Source organism: Ruegeria sp. BA2, from assembly GCF_056539605.1.
In genome coordinates this window covers 11646-31394 of sequence record NZ_JBQFVE010000012.1, presented here as the reverse complement: position 1 = coordinate 31394, position 19749 = coordinate 11646, and the positions used below count along the sequence as shown (strand labels likewise).

General features: G+C 54.0%; 16 protein-coding genes. 8 read left to right on the top strand and 8 right to left on the bottom strand.

The genetic code is table 11. From position 1 onward, the window contains the following. The first annotated feature begins 9 nt into the window (after positions 1-9). Complete coding sequence (locus ACR0NN_RS19980; RefSeq protein WP_170725460.1) at positions 10-1137, top strand: polysaccharide biosynthesis/export family protein; 1128 nt, start codon at positions 10-12, stop codon at positions 1135-1137. Positions 1138-1201: 64 nt separating this feature from the next. Here the strand turns inward: ACR0NN_RS19980 and ACR0NN_RS19975 are convergent, their stop codons facing one another. From ACR0NN_RS19975 to ACR0NN_RS19950, 6 genes are all read right to left on the bottom strand, one after another. Next, positions 1202-2455 carry a glycosyltransferase family 4 protein gene (locus ACR0NN_RS19975; protein ID WP_170725461.1) on the bottom strand — a complete coding sequence of 418 codons (1254 nt, stop codon included), beginning with the start codon at positions 2453-2455 and terminating at the stop codon, positions 1202-1204. Next, entirely contained in the window at positions 2452-3324 is an 873-nt protein-coding gene (gene rfbA, locus ACR0NN_RS19970) for a glucose-1-phosphate thymidylyltransferase RfbA (protein ID WP_170725466.1), read from the bottom strand. The genes ACR0NN_RS19975 and rfbA overlap by 4 nt, the downstream gene beginning before the upstream one ends. Next, a complete protein-coding gene (gene rfbD, locus ACR0NN_RS19965; RefSeq protein WP_170725468.1) occupies positions 3321-4172 on the bottom strand; it encodes a dTDP-4-dehydrorhamnose reductase in 852 nt (283 codons plus the stop codon). The genes rfbA and rfbD overlap by 4 nt, the downstream gene beginning before the upstream one ends. An 82-nt stretch (positions 4173-4254) precedes the next feature. Further along, a complete protein-coding gene (rfbB, locus tag ACR0NN_RS19960) occupies positions 4255-5295 on the bottom strand; it encodes a dTDP-glucose 4,6-dehydratase (RefSeq protein ID WP_170725470.1) in 1041 nt (346 codons plus the stop codon). After that, on the bottom strand, positions 5292-5852 hold the full coding sequence (rfbC, locus tag ACR0NN_RS19955) for a dTDP-4-dehydrorhamnose 3,5-epimerase (protein WP_170725473.1): 561 nt from the start codon (positions 5850-5852) through the stop codon (positions 5292-5294). Before rfbC ends, rfbB begins: the two co-directional genes overlap by 4 nt. A gap of 114 nt (positions 5853-5966) precedes the next feature. After that, positions 5967-7127 carry a Gfo/Idh/MocA family protein gene (locus ACR0NN_RS19950; protein ID WP_170725475.1) on the bottom strand — a complete coding sequence of 387 codons (1161 nt, stop codon included), beginning with the start codon at positions 7125-7127 and terminating at the stop codon, positions 5967-5969. Between the two features lie 681 nt (positions 7128-7808). On the opposite strand from ACR0NN_RS19950, the gene ACR0NN_RS19945 reads away from it, so the two are divergent. The 7 genes from ACR0NN_RS19945 to ACR0NN_RS19915 all read left to right on the top strand — a co-directional run bounded on the left by ACR0NN_RS19945 (position 7809) and on the right by ACR0NN_RS19915 (position 17746). Continuing rightward, the gene (locus ACR0NN_RS19945; RefSeq protein ID WP_170725478.1) at positions 7809-9986 is read left to right on the top strand and encodes an exopolysaccharide transport family protein; all 2178 of its coding nucleotides are present in this window, start codon (positions 7809-7811) and stop codon (positions 9984-9986) included. A 151-nt stretch (positions 9987-10137) separates the two neighbouring features. Beyond that, complete coding sequence (locus tag ACR0NN_RS19940; RefSeq protein WP_170725481.1) at positions 10138-11550, top strand: GMC family oxidoreductase; 1413 nt, start codon at positions 10138-10140, stop codon at positions 11548-11550. Continuing rightward, complete coding sequence (locus tag ACR0NN_RS19935) at positions 11547-11972, top strand: hypothetical protein (RefSeq protein ID WP_170725483.1); 426 nt, start codon at positions 11547-11549, stop codon at positions 11970-11972. The genes ACR0NN_RS19940 and ACR0NN_RS19935 overlap by 4 nt, the downstream gene beginning before the upstream one ends. A 389-nt stretch (positions 11973-12361) precedes the next feature. Further along, positions 12362-13912 carry a hypothetical protein gene (locus tag ACR0NN_RS19930; RefSeq protein ID WP_170725486.1) on the top strand — a complete coding sequence of 517 codons (1551 nt, stop codon included), beginning with the start codon at positions 12362-12364 and terminating at the stop codon, positions 13910-13912. A gap of 1 nt (position 13913) precedes the next feature. After that, positions 13914-15557, top strand: a complete 1644-nt coding sequence (locus tag ACR0NN_RS19925; RefSeq protein WP_170725488.1) for a hypothetical protein — start codon at positions 13914-13916, stop codon at positions 15555-15557. A gap of 539 nt (positions 15558-16096) precedes the next feature. Continuing rightward, positions 16097-16852: a hypothetical protein gene (locus tag ACR0NN_RS19920; RefSeq protein ID WP_170725490.1), complete on the top strand. Its 756-nt coding sequence runs from the start codon at positions 16097-16099 to the stop codon at positions 16850-16852. Between the two features lie 3 nt (positions 16853-16855). After that, positions 16856-17746: a hypothetical protein gene (locus ACR0NN_RS19915; protein ID WP_170725492.1), complete on the top strand. Its 891-nt coding sequence runs from the start codon at positions 16856-16858 to the stop codon at positions 17744-17746. On the opposite strand, the gene ACR0NN_RS19910 is transcribed toward ACR0NN_RS19915, so the two are convergent. Then, entirely contained in the window at positions 17657-18745 is a 1089-nt protein-coding gene (locus ACR0NN_RS19910; protein ID WP_170725494.1) for a glycosyltransferase, read from the bottom strand. The two genes, ACR0NN_RS19915 and ACR0NN_RS19910, sit on opposite strands and share 90 nt — an antisense overlap. After that, on the bottom strand, positions 18735-19700 hold the full coding sequence (locus ACR0NN_RS19905; RefSeq protein WP_170725496.1) for a glycosyltransferase family 2 protein: 966 nt from the start codon (positions 19698-19700) through the stop codon (positions 18735-18737). The genes ACR0NN_RS19910 and ACR0NN_RS19905 overlap by 11 nt, the downstream gene beginning before the upstream one ends. Positions 19701-19749: the final 49 nt, after the last annotated feature.

Genomic DNA, 19749 nt, shown 5'->3' with positions numbered 1-19749 from the left:
GCAGTGAATATGCGTTTCAAGATCCATATTATGGTGCTGATCAGTCTTGCGCTGATGACATCCTCGTGCGCGCGGGGGCGCTTGCCCGGTGGTGCGCCGGTCAGCGAAGAGATTCTGGATCAGGCCGATGCCGAGGATCCCGGATTCGCCCTCTATCCGGTCACCCGTGCATTTTTGCCAACCGCTGCGCAATGGCCGCCTACCGGCACACAGGAAAACCTTCGCTGGATCGGGGCCAGCCAAGGCGCGAAAACCCAGATTATTCAGTCCGGCGACATGCTGACACTGCGGATATGGGACAGCAGTGAGAACTCGCTGCTCACCTCGATCGAACAAAAGCTGGTGCAGCTGCAGGATGTCACCGTGGCCTCAAACGGCACGATCTTCATGCCCTATGTCGGCAATGTCAGCGTCATTGGCCTGACCCCGGACCTGGCCCGTGAAGAGCTGCAATCAGCACTCGAGGCGATCATTCCTTCGGCACAGCTGCAGTTGGACATGACCGAGGGGCGCAATAACTCGGTAGATCTGGTCAGCGGCGTGGCACAGCCGGGCATTTACCCGATGCCCGACCGTAACTTTACGGTGCTGGGGTTGATTTCAGCAGGGGGCGGCATCAGTCCAAACCTCAACAACCCGCAAATCCGGTTGGTCCGTGGCGGGGCCATCTATGGCACATCGATCGAACGTCTGCTGAACAACCCCCGGCTCGACACGCTGTTGCGCAGCGGAGACCGGGTGTTTGTGGAAGAAGATGAGCGTTATTTTCTGTCATTTGGTGCCACAGGGCAGGAAGCCCTGCACATCTTCCCAAAAGATCATGTCTCGGCAATGGACGCGGTGTCGATCATGGGCGGGCTGCAGGACAACAAGGCAGATCCCAAGGGCCTGCTGATCCTGCGCGAATACCCTGGCGCGACAGAGAAGGCGGGGATGACCGGCCCCGAACAATCGCGGGTGGTCTTTTCGGTGGACCTGACCAGCGCTGACGGGCTGTTTTCCGCACGGAAATTCCAAATCAACCCCGACGACCTGCTGATCGCCACGGAATCGCCAATCAACGATGTGATAACCGTGTCTAACGTCATCGGTAACTTCGTCGGCGTGTTCAACGCGACCAGCAATATCGGGAACTGACCCCGGGATTTATCGGCCTAGCCACGCCCTGATTACAGAGGATGGCCGCTCGTCATGAAAGGGCTCAACCCGGCATTTCGATCCGCGCCGCCTGTGGCACGAGGTTGTTCATACGGGTGATATGCTCCGGCAGGCAGCGGGTCAGGAAATCGTATTTCTCGACCACATGTGCCTGCGCTGCGGGGCCGATATGGGCGTAGGCTGCGGGGTTGGCCAGCACATCGATCACCTGATCGGCCAGCGCGCCGTGGTCGAAGAAATCCACGAGCAGTCCGGTCTCGCCGTGGGTGATTGCCTCACGGACCGAGGCCACATCCGATGATACCACCGTGGCCTGCATCGCCATCGTTTCCAGCAGTGACCAGGACATTACGAAGGGCATGGTCAGCGCTATGTGGCAGCGGCTGAGCTGGACGATCTGGCAATAGTTGGAATAGGGCACTTTACCGACGAAATGCACCCGGTCCCAGTCGAGCAGATGGCCGACCTCAGCCTCCATCTCACCACGGAAACCGCCGGGATGGCCGCTTTTGCGGCCATAAGACGTCTCATCACCGCCGATGATCACCACGCGCGCATTGGGGCGAGCTTCCAGAATTTTCGGCAGCGCCCGCATGAAGATGTGGAACCCACGGGCGCGCTCCATGTTGCGCGCCATGTAGGTAAAGACCTCATCTTCGCGCGTCAGCGACCGCCCCAACCGTCCTAGTGACAGGCTGGCCTGTGGGTCGGGTCCCAACAGATCGGTTCGGATACCGTCATGGCAGGTATAGAACTTGTCGTGGAAACTGTCAGGGAAGGTATTCTTTTGCCACTCGGTGGGCACATGGCCCAGATCGACCGTCTGGATATTGGCAAAAGGCACCGCGTTGCGCGCGTGCAGCAGGAAGGGTGTGTGTTCAGAAACCGGTTCCTCAGGATCAAAGCCAACCATTCCCCCGGTGCGGATATAGAAATATTCAAAGAAGCCCAGGATTGGCACATCCGGCCAGATTTCTTTGAAAAAGAGCAGCTCACCCCAACCGGTATGGCCCAGCACCAGATCCGGCTTGAAGCCTTCCTGCCGCTCGAGCTGTTGCGCCGCCATCGCCGCACCAAAGCCCGCGCCCGTGGCCTCTTCCCAGACTTTGGACAGGCCATAAGCATCATTGGTTGGCACGTGATGAGGCTTGTAGACAACGGATTTGACCCCGGCGATCTGTGGCGCAGGGTTGCGCTGGGTCAGAAAGACCAGCTCGTGTCCGCCTTGGGCTGCCAGCCACTGGATCAACTCGCGGTATTGGCCAGGCATGTTCTGATGTACGAACAGGATCTTCATTTCAAAAGCCCTTCCAGATAGGCGCCATAGGTATTTTTGGAAAACATCTCTGCCCGATTGCGGAGCGCCTGTTCGCTGATCCAGCGCTGTCGCCAGGCGATTTCTTCGGGGCAGCCAGCCTGCAGGCCCTGTCGTTCCTCGAGCGTGCGCACGAAATTGCCCGCATCCAGCAGGCTGCCATGGGTGCCGGTGTCCAGCCAGGCATAGCCGCGCCCCATGGTTTCGACCTGAAGATTGCCGTCGTCCAGATAGGTTTGCAGCAGATCAGTGATCTCAAGCTCGCCCCGGGCCGAGGGTGTCACGCCGCGCGCCCGTGCAGGGGCGGTGCCGTCGAGGAAATACAAACCCGTCACCGCATAGTTCGAAGGCGGCTGCGCAGGCTTTTCGATGATTTTGCGCGCCCGGCCATCGGTGTCGAAATCCACCACACCATAACGTTCGGGATCGGCCACGTGATAACCGAAGACGGTGCCGCCTTCGTCTCGTGCATCCGCTGTGGCCAGCAGTTCTGGCAGGCCGTGGCCGAAAAAGATATTGTCGCCCAGCACCAGCGCACTGGGGGCGCCGTCCAGAAACGTCTCGGCCAGCAGATAGGCCTGCGCCAACCCGTCGGGGCTGGGCTGCACCACATAACTCAGGCGGATCCCCCACTGGCTGCCGTCACCCAGGGTTCGTTTGAATTGATCCTGATCCTGCGGCGTGGTGATGATGCAGATATCTCGGATACCCGCCAGCATCAGAACGCTGATCGGGTAATAGATCATCGGTTTATCATAGAGCGGCAAAAGCTGTTTGCTGACAGCCATGGTGATCGGATACAGCCGTGTGCCGCTGCCGCCTGCCAGTATGATCCCTTTGCGTGTGCTCACCGGATCTCTCCCAATTCTGTCAGAATATCTTTTAAACCTGCTTTCCAGTTCGGTCGCTTAATGCCGAATGTGGCCGCCAGTGAGGAGCAATCGAGGCGGGAATTGAGCGGGCGCTGTGCCGGCGTTGGATAGTCGGCGCTGGGAATATCCACGACATCGTAGGAAATTCCCGCCTGAGTGAAGATTTCACGCGCGAAACCCGCCCAGCTGACATCGGGCGTGCCTGCATAGTGATAGGTTCCAGACTTGCCCGGATCACCGCCAAGCTGCGCGACCATATCAAGGCAGGCTGTCGCGATATCGTGGGCGGGTGTTGGTCCGCCGATCTGATCGGAGACAATGGTCAGGCGGCCCCGCTCGCGGCCCAATCGCAGCATGGTTTTTACGAAATTCGCCCCATGCGCCGACACCACCCATGACGTGCGCAGGATGGCTGTCACGCCTCCCGCAGCGGTGATGGCCTGTTCCCCAGCCAGTTTTGAACGCCCATATGCGCCAAGCGGAGCGGTTGCATCTTCGGGCCTCCATGGGTGTTGGCCAGTGCCGGAAAACACGTAATCGGTTGAGATCGAGACAAACGGAACGCTCAAAGCTGCACTTGCCTGCGCCATTTCTCCGGGTGCTTCGGCATTGATGGCTGTGGCCAGTTCCTCTTCCTCTTCAGCCCGGTCCACAGCGGTATAGGCTGCCGCGTTGATAACCGCCTGTGGTTGTGCCGCGCGGATGGCCGCCGCGCATGCGCCGGGGCTACTCAGATCCGCAGCCGCCCGGTCCAGGCATTGCACCTGAGGATGCCGTGCCAGCTCGCGTGCCACCTGCCCGGTCTGCCCAAACACCAGGATGGTCATGGGCGCGGTCTTTCATTCCGTTCGGAAAATCGGGCTTTCATGCCTCCGGCGGAGGTATTTTCAGCCAGATGAAGCAGCCGGATCATGCTTTCACCCCCAGCCTTTGCCCCACGCCATCCCGATTTTGCAGCGCCCGCCACCAGGCTTCGTTATCCAGATACCACTGAACCGTTTTTTCCAGCCCTTCCTCCAGCGAGACCGAGGGCCGCCAGCCCAGTTCCTCGCAGATGCGGGCTGGGTCGATGGCGTATCTCAGATCATGACCGGGGCGGTCGGTGACAAAGGTGATCTGGTCTGCATAGGGCGTGGCTTTGGGGCGTTTGGCATCCAGGATCGCGCAGATCATGCGCACCAGGTCGATATTACGGACCTCGTTCTCGCCGCCGATATTGTAGGACCGGCCAATCTTGCCCTGCTGCACCACCTGCAACAGCGCCTCGGCGTGATCTTCGACATAAAGCCAGTCGCGTACATTCTCGCCCCGTCCATAAACCGGGATTGGCTGTCCGGCCAGCGCATTCAGGATCACCACCGGGATCAGCTTTTCGGGAAAGTGATAGGGGCCATAATTGTTGGAGCAGTTGCTCAACACCACCGGCAGGCCATAGGTCTCGTGCCAGGCGCGCACCAGATGATCGCTGGCCGCTTTGCTGGCCGAGTAGGGCGAACGCGGATCATAAGGTGTATCTTCGGTGAATTGCCCGGTCTGCCCCAGCGAGCCATAGACCTCGTCAGTCGAGATATGATGAAACCGAAAGCTGCCCGGCTTTTCCTGTCCCAGCCAATAGGCACGCGCGGCCTCAAGCAGGGTATAGGTACCCGTCACATTGGTCTCGATAAAGGTTCCGGGCCCATCGATTGAGCGGTCTACATGAGATTCCGCCGCCAGATGCATCACGGCGTCCGGCATATGCTCGTCAAAGACCGCATCCAGTGTCGCACGGTCGCGGATATCAGCCTGAACGAAGGTATAATCGAATGAATCGGCAACCGAGACCACGTTTTCAAGACAGGCCGCATAGGTCAGCGCGTCCAGGTTGATCACCTGATGCCCGTCTCGGATCGCCCGCCGCACCACGGCTGATCCGATAAACCCGGCCCCACCCGTGACCAGCAGCTTCATCCCTTATCCTCCAAGATAAAAGGGCTGTCGAAATCAGCCAGGGCCGGAGCGGTCGTGTCTTTGTCACTCAGCACTGGGTTCCCATTGAAGCCCCACTCGATCCCGCAGCTATCCCAGCGTACGGTCCCCTCGCACTCAGGTGCATAGTAGTCGGTGCATTTGTAGTGAACCTCGGTATCGGGCACCCGGGTGACGAAGCCATGCAGGAACCCCTGAGGCACCAGAATCTGGCGGCCATTTTCGGCGGAAAGCTCGATCCCGATCCATTGCCCATAAGTGGAAGAGCCTTTGCGGATGTCCACCACCACGTCGAACAACGCCCCGCGCCCGCATCGCACCAGCTTGTCCTGCGCGTGTGGCGGGGCCTGGTAATGCAGCCCGCGAATGGTGCCGGCCGTGGCCGAGAACGAATGATTGTCCTGCACGAAATCAAGGTCGATACCAGCCTCGGCCATCGTGCGTCGGTTCCAGCTTTCGCTGAAGAACCCCCGCGCATCCCCAAACCGCGCCGGTGTCAGGATCAGGACACCGGGCAGGGCGGTTTCTTCAACTTGCATGCTCTAATAGCCTTCTCAAAATCCTTCGTTTGAATAGCAATCGGTCGACACGATGTCACGGCTCACAAGAGGTGACGGTTCCGGGTTGTGGCGAAGCGCGCTCAACAAACCAGCCTAAAACGCGGTCATGGGCTTTACCGGGCTTGGGGTGGTGGTCGGGAAATACTCGGCACCAAATATTTCGGGGTGCTGAATGGCCAGCGAAACCTCGGTGATGTGAAGTGAGAATTCACCGGCCAGGCGCGGCGTGGCACCATTGCGTATCGCGTGAGCCATTTCCGCAACCCCCAACGCGAAATCCATCGGATAACCCCGCTTGGCAGTGTGTATTTCCCGAGTGCTTTCTGGCGTGATCCGCCGACCGAAATCAAGCCCAAGGAGCTTTTTGGCACCACGCCGGAATCTGGTCGACGGCACAGGTGATGAGCGGACAGGAGATGAGAAATCCCATGTTTCGGCCAAGCTTAGCACGCCGTCTTCGCAGAAAATGCGGAACTGGTGGTCATGCGGTGCCAATATGCTGTTGGTCAGCCGGGCCGCCAGACCATTGTCGAACTCCAGGCAGGCAACGGTAAAATCCGGGGTGGAATAATTCGGCGGAGTATGCGGGCCCTTGTCCTGAACAAGACAATTGGCAAAAGATACCATCCGGCGCACCGGACCGAACATGCCGACCATCCAGGTCAGGGCATAGCCTGCATGTTCCAATGTGCATCCGGTTTCGAACTCGTTCTCAGCCGGCCAATATGCACCCGACGCCGTTTTCCAGTTCTCGTAACCGATCCGATGCACCATACCATCGTCCATCTCGGCATAGATCAGTCTGGGTTGCCCTCGTTCACCGCTGCGCACGGCCTTGTAGAGCGTCTGCGCCGCGGTTCCCAGAAAGCTGGACGGGGCGGAAACCACATGGAGGCCTTGTTTTTCGGCGAGTTCGACCAGTTGTCGGGCTTCACCGAAATCAAGCGCCAGCGGCTTTTCGGAATATACATGCCGCCCTGCCTCAAGGCATTGCTTCGTCACTGTATAGTGCTGATCGGGCGGGGTCAGGTTGACCACAATCTCGACGTCGGGGTCTGCCAGGATGTCTTCAATGCTGTTGAATTCTTGTAGGTCGTAATGTTTCGCAAACTGTCGCTGCCGGGTTGCGTTGCGGTCGTGAACGCCGCGCAGATCAAGATGCCGTGCCCAGTTGGCGAGAGCGGCCTGATATAGATCGGCCACATATCCACACCCGATAAATGCAATTCCGATGCTTCCTGAAGGGTTGGTCATTGGTGAGAAAATCTCTTGGAGCGCTGGAAGCAACCGCTTCCCGATACCACCAAATCGCCAATATGTGAAAAATGCACCATCACTCAAACAACGCCAAAACAAACCTTTGCCTGCAACAGTATGGATATTCACCGGACGTTACAATCCAAGTTGAATGAGTGTGCATTGCAGCACCTTCCCATGTCTTTGACTTACGCGGTCTTGAACCTGTGTGGCCAGTTTTGAAATCGGGGCTTGTACTGAAGCCACTGTATCGCATCAACAATCACCGGGGTAAGGAAGCAAGGGACCTGAAGGGATGAGATTGTCGCGATGTCGTCTGGCATGTTGAGGGGCCATTGGAGCGGTTAGATAACTCTATTGATGACTTAGCAGGAATAACAGATCTCCTAACCTCGCATCGCTGAACAATTAGCCTCATTTACCCCATATTGCACTATTAATGTGGACAGTATTCGTCTTGATGATACAATTTGTTGGTTAGGTAACGTCCTGACTTTTCAGCGGCTGGAATTGGCTGTAATCTCCGAGATTGAAATATGGTTGTGCCGACGGATGAATTTCGCCCAAAAGTAGTGATTGTGGGCGAAAGAGCGTTGCTGTGACCCGTGGGCCTGTTGCGAGCTTTTGATCCTGTGAAAAAGTATGAACAAAGCTATACCGCCTGACAGAAAACTGAACATGCGTTTGCCGACTGCTGCAGGATCTCCTCCCAAGGCACTTGAGTTCATGGATGTTGTGACTGCATTGCGCCGTCGCATCGTTCTGATCGCAGCGATGGCGTTAATCTGTCTTTTTGGTGCTGTTTACTACCTTATGTCGATCACGCCGACCTATACATCGGGCGGCCAACTTCTGCTGGGCGGGCAGGGTTTGAGTGAGCAGAACTCTTTCGATCTTGTCGAGGCCCAGGTCCTAAGCAATGCGGTGATCGAAGGCGAGATCGCAATCATGCGGTCCAATGACATCCTGATCAATGTCGTGCGTAAGCTGAGGCTGGATGAAGATCCGGAATTCAATCCCAGTCTAAGAGAAACACAAGAACCGAACCTAGCGATTACCGCATTTACCTGGCTTAAGGAGACAGTGAAATCGGTGGTCAGCCCGTCTCGGCAGGAGACAGAGACCGGAGCGGTTACAGGTGCTTCGGCAAACTCGGAAATTTTTGAAGCCGCCTCTCTAAATGACCAATTGGTCGGGGAGCTCGGATCTGCTGTCAGCACCGTCCGTAATGGTTTGTCCATCAGCCAGCAGGGCACCTCATTTCTGATGTCGATCCAGTCCACTACGGAAAGCCCGCAAAAGGCTGCGGCCATCGCAAATACGGTCATGAGCGAGTATATTCGCTTTCTGGCCGACAAGCGGTTTCAGGCCGCGGGCCGGTTTACGGCCTGGCTGGAAGGTCGGGTCGAGGAACTGGCCAATAACGTAGAGGCCTCGGAACGCGCTGTGCTTGAAATGCGCGGTGCGATGGAGGCCGATGCGGAAAACGGCGCGCGTCTGGAACAGCAGATGCAGGAGTTCACCACAAAGCTGGTCAACGCCAGGGCGGAATTGGCGCAGGCCGAAGCGCAGGTTCGGCGCGCGTCCCAGTTGAACGAAACCGAAGGTCCGCTGGCGACGGCCAACATTCTGGCCAGTGATGCCCTGAATGATTTTCGCAGAACACTTATTGAACTGCGCCGCGAAGAAGCGGCGGAATCCCTGAATTTTTCGGAAGAATCTGCGCGGATGGAATCGATCCGGCGCGCAATTGTAAAAACCGAATCCGATTTGTCTAACGAAGTCGAAAACCAGTTGCTTCAATTAAATAACCGCGTTGAAACCCTCAGGCTCAACGTCAGAACTCTTGAGATTAGCCTGCGCAGTTTCGAAGGTTTGAACTTGGAACGCTCAAAGCAACTGATCGAACTGAATCAGTTGCAGCGTGTCGCTGACATCAACCGCAGCGTCTACGAGGATTTCCTTGGACGTTACAGAGAGATCAGTGAGTTTCAGAAGATTCCAATCTCGGACGCCAAGGTCGTCAGATATGCGAACCCGCCATCAAGCCCATCGCATCCGCGCAAAAAAGTGGCAGCGGTTTTGGCTCTGATTGGGGGCTTGTCGCTTGGTGCGGCGCTGGCGCTGGCGCTGGAGTGGCGACCAAAGAGACTCGCAAACACCCGCCAGGTTTTCAACGAGACAGGGCTGCCTGTTTTTGGAAATACGCCGCGTTTATCCAAGATTGGATCAGCGCAGGATTTACTTGGGCGTCTATCCAATGATGAAGATCTGGCACAAGCAGCCCTGCGCCTTGCGGATAACGTCGGTCTGCATTCCGGGCGCGCCCTGCGTTCCATTTTTGTGACGTCGCATGATGCAAATATAAGTAAGACGTATACGTCTGTGTTGTTGGCCTGGGCCAGTGCTCAAAAGGGTAAAAGTTGTGTTCTGGTGGACGGGGATTTTCGGACGGCACAATTGACCAAAAGCCTGGGCATTATGGACAAGGCGAATTTCATCCCGGCGATCCACAGCAACAAGCCACTGAACGAATGCGTGTTGGCGACGGCATCGGACGGCGGATTTGATTGCATCGGAACTCAGGTGTCGGCTGCAGATCCCTCAATTATTTACAACGCAGATCGAGCGCAGGAACTTATTACGCTATTGAGCAAGATTTACGATGTAGTGGTTATCGACGCACCGGGGCTTGAGGATACCTCGAACAGCTTTGCCAGCCAGGGTGCACAGGATCTTGGTATTTTTACGATTGAAGCAAAGAAGGTAACTGCGGGGAGCATTGCGGATAGCATGGGTATATTTAGGGAAATGAAGCTTAGTGGAGCTGGCATTGTCCTGAACGGACCAGCCTGACCAATTCAGCGGCCTTCACTTTTTTGGTTGGTGGTTTTAACCCCAAGCATATTTGAGACAAAGCACTCTGAAATATTGGTGGGGCAGCTTTCTGCCATTTTCAAGTGCGAATTATATTTTGATTCGAAACAGCAACAGACATGGCAGCACATTGAAACCGATATCCGCAGCAGATGCACAAAAGACCGGCTGGGATATCATCTTGGTTGGGTCAAGTTTTGCCTCGTGTTTTTTCGCTTACAAGCTGAAAGACAAGGGTCTGAAAGTCCTTTTTGTCGAACGTGGATCTTTTGTCGACCACGCGACACAACTTGAGAACCGGCTGAATCCTACGCCGTTCCCAGTAATTCAGGAGAACAGTTCCGGTCAGCGCAAAGACTGGATCGTGCGCCATCAGTTCGGCGGATGTTCGAACTGCTGGTGGGGGAACACGCCACGCCTGCAACCCAGCGATTTTGAATTGTATTCGCGCTATGGCGTGGCGCAGGACTGGCCGATTTCGTATGCCGAGCTCGAGCCTTACATGGTTGAGGCGGAATACATCATGGATATCGCTGGTTCTGACGAGGCCGGGTATGCGCCGCGCAGCGCACCGTTTCCCTTTCCGCCACATGTACCTACCCGCGCGGAACGTAAGATGTTCGAGGCTGAGCCAAGCTGGCAGCCTATGCCCTGCGCCCGTTCCAATGGAGGTCGCAGGGCCAATTGTTGCGTATCGGGGACGTGCAATCTGTGCCCCATCGATGCAAAATTCACGATCCTGAACTCGCTGGACCTGTTTGAGGATGAGGGGTTCCATTTCCTTCTCAATGCCGAATGCAAAATGGTGGAGACTGCTGCCGGGCAGGCGACGGGGATTGTGATCAAAACCACAGAAGATGGCCCAATCATCCTGCGTGCCGATTTCGTCGGGCTGGGTGCGAACCCGATCTACAACTCGGCCATTCTTTTGCGGTCAGGTATCGGGTCCGATCTGGTCGGGCGCGGTATTCACGAACAGCTTGGTCAGTTTGTTTGGGTTGATATCCCGTTCGACAATTATTACGGCGGCACGTCTTTGACTGGCATGGGGTATGGGCTTTACGACGGTGATTTTCGTAGTGAGGCGGCGTCGGTGTTGATCGAAAGCTGGAATGCACCGCCCTCGCTGCGGCTGGAGCGCGGGAAATGGTTGCAACGCCTCAAGCTCAAACTGGTGGCCGAAGATTTACCGCAAGCCAGCAACCGGGTTGTGTTGAAAGACGACGAACCGGTTATCCTGTGGGCCGGGCATAGCGATTACACCTATGCAGGCCTTGCCCGAGCGCGAGAGATTCTGCCGTCCCTGATTCCGTTTGAGTACGAGAAAATGAGGACTGGTGGTTTCGAGCCGACCGAGGCGCATATTGTCGGCGGAACGCCGATGTCGGTAGACAGCTCGAACGGCGTGGTCGACAGGGAGTGTCGTGTTTTTGGTGTATCGAACCTGGCCTGCCTGGGGTCCGGCGTATTCACGACCGGGGCGGCGGCCAATCCGACCCTGACGCTGGCCGCTTTGTCGCTTTATGCGGGGGAGACGCTATGACCATGCGCCGCCGGATGTTCCTGATTGGCGGCGGGGCCGCTACGGCGCTGGTCGCGCTGCCTCTGTCGCTGGGCGGGACAACGCAGTTCCTGAGACGCACGCTCCGGGATCACTTTGGCCCTGAGGTGCTAAAGCTTGACGGCATTGATGATTTTGTCACTGAGTTTGCGTCTCTAGCCGGCGAAGGCAGCCCGGCCAAAAGGCTGGCTGCCGAGATGTATTTTGCCTGGCATGGCGACCGGGTGCGGATGATCAGCCCGGCTACGGCTCTGCAGGACCGGTTCCTTTACACCATCCTGACCAGAAGCAACATCATTGCGATCCAACAGAACCGGGCAACCGAATTCGACTACGGGTTTGTCGACCCGTGGATACCTGTCTGTGGTCAATACCTGTCGGCGGCCGCCGATGAAACACTCTGAGTGTTCAGATTCACCGGAAAGGATGCCGTCAACGGCTGAGGCTCATCCCCATTGATTTCATAAACCCGGCATGTTTTAGGTGCTATAGGAGATAGGGTGCACCGGGGATGTACAGCGATCAATTTGTACGATTTGAGTAAGCGAACTTGAGCAGAGGGAAAGTTTGAGAGGAATATGAAGCCAAAGTGTTTACAGTTTGCTAAGCACGTTGGTTGACAGCGATCAAAACGAAATGACATTTCAAAACCCAATCAGCGCCAAACTTAGGTCACTTGATGATTTGATAGTGTTGTATCGCAAATCGCAAACACAGGCTGTAACCTTCATTTGAGCTACTCGTATGTTGCCAGTTTTGCTCCGCGGAACTCCTGAAAGGACTAGCGTAAGTGTTGAGTTTGGTTGAAAAGACATCGGATAGAAAAGTAGTAATCCTATCCATTATTATTTGTGTTCTGGTTGTGTTGTTCCATATTTGGAAGTATCGATATTTTCTGCATAACGATACTTGGATCACTCTTCGATATGTCATCAACTTCGTAGAACTCGGAGACCTTTCATGGAACCCAGGCGAGCGGGTCGAGGGTTATACTGAACCATTACATCTATTACTCTTAAGTATACTAGTTTTTTTTGGATTCGCGCCCATTTTTGCCGCTCAAGGGCTTAATTTATTCTGTGCAATAGCCCTCTCGGCGGCAGTTTTTATCGGAGCTCGCAAAATATCCGAGAGTAAGACTCCCGGACCTATTGAGGCGATAGCACTAATAGGCGTTGTGACAGCTCCCCCAACTATAGTTTGGATATTTGGAGGACTCGGGGCACTGCTCGCCGCGTCGCTAAGTGCCTGGGCGATAGTTCAATTAATGCCAGCTTTTGTTAATACTGATAAACGTCTCAATTTAATTAGGTTGTCTTTCAATTCAGGAGTCTTATTCGCCCTAGCCTACCTGGCACGGCCTGATGCAGTTGTAATGCTTGCTGCATCTTGTATCAGTGTATTTTTGTTCGCACAAGCACCACTACGGCAGAGAATTATGGCGGCCTCAATTCTCGGCATTGTGCCCTCTATCATGATAGTAGCACATGTTTGCTGGCGCTATTTTTACTACGGAGAGATAGCCCCCAACACTTATTACGCGAAAGTTGGCATAGACGGGGCAGTGCGCTTGTTTGAAGTACCGACCTATCTGCTTAACTCATTTATGCTTTCTTTGATGCCGGTTTCACTGGGTATATTGGGATCGCTAATTTGGGCGTATCTGGGAAAGTACAACCGATCCGTCACGTTTCTATTACTTTGTATCGTCTTTCACACTATCTATGTGATCTGGTCTGGTGGTGACCACATGCCAGCGGCCAGAGTGCTTTTACCATTACTAGCCCCCGGATGCTTATTGTTGGCCTATACAGTGAAATTCACGCCGCCTAAACAAAGAGCAACAGTATTAGTAATGTCGCTTGTGCCAATGATGCTAAGTGTACTCACTTCGCAGCGTCTTTTTGAAGATGGTGCATCATGGGTTGGCTCGATCGTTGGCACGTATATTAACGAAGCTTGGCCAGACGACGCACTTGTTGCATCAAATTCTGCGGGAGCTTTAGTTTTCCTGGCACGTGAAAAAACTTTCATTGATATGCTCGGCCTAAACGACAGGACTATAGGAAAACGTGAAGGTATAGAATTGTTGGCACCCAAACAACACACACCCGGCCATAGCAAAGGTGATGGTGCCTATGTGCTTTCCAAAAAGCCTGACTACATAATTGTAGGTCGTGCTCAAGGAATGCGGTCGGACGAAGCATGGTTTCTCTCCGGCTATGAGATGAATCGAATGCCAGAATTTCACAAATGTTACGAAGTGCAAGAGGTCGAAATTGATCTGGAGCGACTGTCAGAACCACTTGAGTTTGTTTATTATGAACGCATTTGCGAGAAGTAAGTTGTCTGAAAATCTGACCAATACTAACGTCGGGCGCAGCACATATCTAACTGTAGGATTCGTATTTTTAAGTGCGACGGTTTTCTTTATTATAACTCGGCTAGGTCTGTTGGATCACTTGGCCATTTATGATGAGCTTTATCATAAACTAACTGCCTTGAGCTGGAAAGAGACCGCGCAGCCCACGATACTCGATGGCCAATATCGTCGAGCTCTTTTTTATACAATTGCAAATGCGTCGATATTTGAATATTTTAACACGAACGATATCTATTACCCGCGACTGATCTTGTCCGTGTTACCTGCAGCATTAATGTGCGCATCAATTATTTCATGGATTTATCTCAATGCAGGCTTGGCTACGTCTGCATTGGTGGCGGTGTTTCTGGGGTTTTGGCCACTCGGGATCGAAGTCGCTCAATTTAATCGATTTTACGCGGCGCACGGGTTATTTTTGTGGATAATGATAATCAGCACATTTGCTGCATTTAACGAAAAACGGTCACCGGTTTTTCGTTTATTTCTGCTATTTTTATCCGCCATTTCCGGCGCTGCTGCCGTCGGGTTGCAGCTAATTTCCCTCGTCACAGTTGCCGGTATATTTGTTTGGATCGCAGTCTTTCACTTTCTTCCGAATCTTCACCCGAGGACTCTAAAAATTTCTTACCGAAAAATTGCTATCGCATTCGTTGGATTGCTCTCGGTCCTTTGCATTTATTATTTCTTTAGCCGGAGTATAGTGTATTTTGTTCAACTTTTGCATTGGGATCCAACTGGGTCTAACGTTGATTTAACCTATTACAGTCGTCGTATTCGTGAGTTTTATCCAATATTTTGGGGTATCAGTGGCTTTTTTTTAATTATCTCGCTTCTTAAGCTCCCAAAGCTAACACTATTTTTGGCGACGATACTTTTTTTTCAGTTTCTTGTTATTTCTATCTCCAGCCACAAGGGCGATAGGTTTCTTTTCCATATTATGCCATCTATTTTTGTTATTTGGTCAGTTGGCTTATGTGGTGTTTTTGAGCACTTTAGAAAACTATTCATAACTGATAAAAAAGATTTTCGTGGCGAGAATCTATTTTTCCAAAAACATCGGTCAACAGCCTTGTGTTTACTGGTGTTTTCTACGATCTTTTGTTTGGCCACCATACCTGCTTTGACGCGCTCGGCAGGACTTATTTCAGGTGAAGGCGGTGTAACGAAAATGTTAACTGAGCCACGTTTGGATTGGCAGACTGCTGCGGAATTTTCAATGGATGTACTTGAGCAAGGTGGGGTGATTGTGACGAACAAAGAACTTCATGCTATTGAGATTCTTGGGGATATAGATTTCGGCTTTAATAAGTCTCGCCTGGCTGAGTTGAATACTAATAGTAGGCCGTTTAGCCTTGATCCCCGTATAGGGCGTCCGTTGATAGATGATGTTGGTTCTTTTGAGAAGATTATTAACTGCTTTCCAGTGGGGCTGTTCCTCGTATCGGATCGATGGTGGTGGGGTAGCCGGCTTGCTCGAAAGATTGAAGCAATGGTTCGCTCGCGGTTTGATGATACGGATCTCCGAATTGACGGCGATTTTGTTATGTTGGTTTGGAGAGGGGATGGAGAAATAGGGATTGATAAATCTTGCCAATCATTAAGTTAGATTCTCTATGTGCTCTCATATTGCGCTGGGTATAGTCGAACTGGAACGGAAATCGTTGTGCCGATTAGCCTAAAGTCCATTTTTTACCAGCATTAAATTTACATTACCTAGGTTGGTTCAACCTTCAGTAGATCATTTTTTAGTTATGTTGATTTAGTTGGGAATTAGGGATTATTGACCTTGCATTTTCGAGATATACAGACTTGTTTGCATTGCTGAGATTGATGTAAGTGGTTGTTTTTTGTGTCTTGCTAGTCTCTTGAGCTTTACATGTGGACAAACATCATAGCAGATTAGAGTAGTGATCCTCCCGCTCTGAAGTGGTCCGCCGTTATGATTATGAAAACGGAGGAACCACATGGCGAACAAGCTACCGAAGCCGGAAGAGATTGTCTCGAAGTTGCGCCACGTTTGCTGTCGGCAAAAGTCATGTACAATCGAATGTCAATGGTTGCACTGAGGAAAGGTTGGTTGCTTTGAGCGACAATAGGTTAGCCGAAAGCTATACCCCCCAACGAGCTTGCAGGGTAGATGGGCACGTGCACCTGCATCTGGATTTCGACTTTGCGCTTACGTTGGACAACGCACTGCATAATATGGCGCTGTCTCCGGAAAGCGAAAGTTCAATAGGATTTTTGCTACTTACAGAAATGGCAGGCATCAACCGTTTCAACACATTTCCTGACAGTGCGGGTGCGTGGTCCGTTGCGCCCTGCGTAGAAGCGATGTCCAGGTGCGCACGCCATGAGGGCGGGTGTAGAATCTTCGTTATTGCGGGTCGCCAGATCATAACGTCTGAGGGCCTTGAGGTTCTGGCGCACGGTATTGACGACATTATCCCGGATGGCCTGCCGTTGGATGGCGTGATGGCCGTCGCGGAAGATCACAAGGCCATTGCCGTTCTTCCTTGGGCCGTTGGCAAATGGACAGGTAAGCGTGGGCGCATCATTCAATCGCTGGTCGCGTCCCCTCCGGCCTCGGATAGGTTCTTCATTGCTGATAGCGGTGTGCGCCTTAGGGGGACGCCTCGGCCCAGGCTACTGGCGACAGCCGAACAGAATGGCTGGTGCGTTCTGGCCGGGTCCGACCCATTGCCGCTGCCGAACCAGGTAAGTGCCGTTGGCCGGTTCGGGTTTGTTGCCGAATTCCCGCTGGACCCGGATCGCCCCTTCAAATCTCTAGAGGCCTGGCTGCGGGCCTGCAGGCGCTCTCCGGAAAGCTATGGAGCGCTGCAAGGGTTGTCAGGGTTTCTAAGGCATCAGGTGGCCATGCAGATCAGAAAGCGCTTGCGGTAGCCCATGCCCGCAACGCTTGGTCATATCGGAGCTCAATATCTTGTGACAAAGCTTTGCCTGCCCAAAGCGGATGTGAAATGGATATTGGCCGGATGTGTCGTGCCGGACGCTCCATGGATCATCCAGCGCGCATTACCAGATACGACCGGCATATCATTGATTGAGCTGCGCCTATACGCCATCGCCCAAAGCACCCTGCTGATGAGTTTGGTTCTGTGTGCCTTCCTTGCGCTCTTCAGCCGGGCGACCCGGGGTGCGTTCGTTGTGCTTACGCTGGGAACGAGTCTGCATCTGGGTCTGGACGCCATGCAGACGAAATGGGCGAATGGGGTTGTTCTACTGGCGCCGCTGCGGTGGGAGTTGCTAAATTTCGGCCTATTCTGGCCCGAAGACGGGCCCACTTATGCGCTGCTGGGCCTGTCGGCTGTGGTCGGACTTTGGATCTGGGTAAAAGAGCCGCGATATGGCAAGGATCTGCAATTGCCCAACGGGTGGCGGGCGGTGATGGCCACGCTGCTTTTCGCGGTCTATATCGTTCTGCCGGCAGGTCTGAAAGAGGGGGCTCGAAGCGCGGATTTACACTATGCCGCAACGTTGGCCGATATTGAAAACAGGAAAGGAAAGTCAATAGAGTTCGACCGAAGCCGTCTGATCATCCATGCCGACGGTGCCCATCTGACGGTTTGGGCCGGGGAAACATTTGATCTGATTGCACCACCCGCGATGCAAGGCGAGGTCGCCTCGATCCGGGGGCAGTTTGAAGCACCCGCAACGATCCGCGTTGCGGAGTTTCGCATTCACCCCTCAGGCGTCCGCAACCTTGCGTCCTCTGTCGGGCTTTTGATGATCGTCATCTGGTGGGGTCTCTGCCTGATGGACCGCTTCCGCGTCTGACACCGGCAAGGCGGAGGGCCTGCCGCGCAAGACTTCGTCGATTTCATAGCTGCGCAATCTTCGGCTGGATGAAAAGATGATAATCTCGCCCACCAGGCCGAGGGCCACAACCTGAATGCCCAGAACCAGCATCAGGACAGCAAACACCAGTGCAGGGCGATCTGCAAGCGGCGCCCCGAATAAGAGGCGTTCCATCACGAGATAGGCGGTCAATAATCCCCCGATTAGGATGAGGGGCACACCGACCGATCCGAAAAACCGCAACGGCCGCCGGAGATATTTGAGCCCGACAAATAATGTAAGCACATCGACCAGAGCTCCTACATGGGCGTTCGGCTTGAACTTGTAGACGCCCTGAGCGTCGGTATCTCTGACTACAGGCACGTCCACTTCCCTGACGTTATAACCTTCCGAGGCGGCAATCAGGGGTAGAAAATGTTGCCGGACGCCAAGCTCTGCCACCTTCAGGAAGACGTCCCGGCGTCCCACCCGTGCGCGGCAAAAAACATCTTCGAAGTCCTGTTGGAACAGAAGCTTCAGAAGACCATGCGTAGCCCGGGCCCGGACCTTTTGCATCCTGCTTCTGTTCAACTCCCTCCGCTTGCCCACGACCATGTCATCTTCGCCAAGCGCATCAATCAGCGTATTGATTGAGGACGGGTCAATCTCTGGCCAAGAGGGAAGGGTCAGAACAATATCGCCAACCGCCTGGCCGATCCCATGTTTGATTGCCGCATCTTCGCCATTCCACGGTCTTTGAGGGACAAGTTCCAAGTTCGACCATTGGACTGCCAGGGGCTCCAATGCTGCTCGGATACCAGATGAGACGTGTTCGAATACAACGATCACCTCGTATGGTTCGGGCCTTTGATCCAGCACAGAGCGAAAATCCGTCAATAGGTTCGCCAGACCCTTGCCATCACCTTCTGCGCTGACGATCACAGATACCAACCCAGTCGCGGCCGAGTTGCTTGCGGTCTGGCTTTGATCATGAATCATGTGGTTCCCTTTCAGGCAGCGCGCGCAAGGAATGGGCGCCCAACCAATACAGTTCGGCGGGTCCGATCTGACGATGTATTAAGGCACACACCACGCCGATTAAAAACAAAAACAAAGTCAGAGATCCGCAGAGCATCGCAACCGATGTATACACTACGACACTGCCCGACGTTGTCGCGTCTGTTCCAAACATGATCGGCCAGGCAAACAGAATCGCCATGATAGCAGACGCAGCGGCCAGACCAGTAAACCGGCGCATCGGCCGGCCGGCAAACAGAAGTAGTGTCTTGATCGCAATCAGATCCAGCAGGACCTTGAGAATTCTGGACAGCCCGTATTTCGATTCTCCGAACTGACGCGCGTGGTGACGCACGCCAACCTCGGCAATACGGGCCCCGACGGGCAGGGTCATGGCCGGGATAAAGCGGTGCATGTCGGAATAAAGCGGCACACGTTTGATGATGTTCGCGCGGTACACCTTGAGCGAACATCCATTATCTTTCACCGGCAGTCCCGTGACCTTGCCGATCAGCCGGTTGGCAATCATCGATGGTAGCTTGCGCGACAACCATTTGTCCTGCCGGTTGATCCGCCAACCGATCACCATGTCATAGCCTTCGTCGACCTTTGCAAGCATCATCGGAATGTCCGCCGGATCGTTTTGCAGATCACCATCCATGGTCACCAGAACCGAACCACGTGCATATTCGATACCCGCGGTCATCGCAGCGGTTTGACCATAGTTCTTGCGAAACTTCAGCACGACAACCCTCGGATCCGCAGCGGCCAGTTCCGACAACTTCTGAAAGCTCGTGTCTGTTGATCCGTCATCGACAAAAATCAATTCGAAAGAAAGACCAGCGGCATCCATCGTGTCAGCAACCTTGCTGTACAACAGACCAACGCTTTCTTCCTCGTTCAGTATCGGAACGATGACCGAATACCTGATGGTCAATACTCTACTCCCGCTTCAATATTTGCGGCTACAAAACTCAAATGCGCGA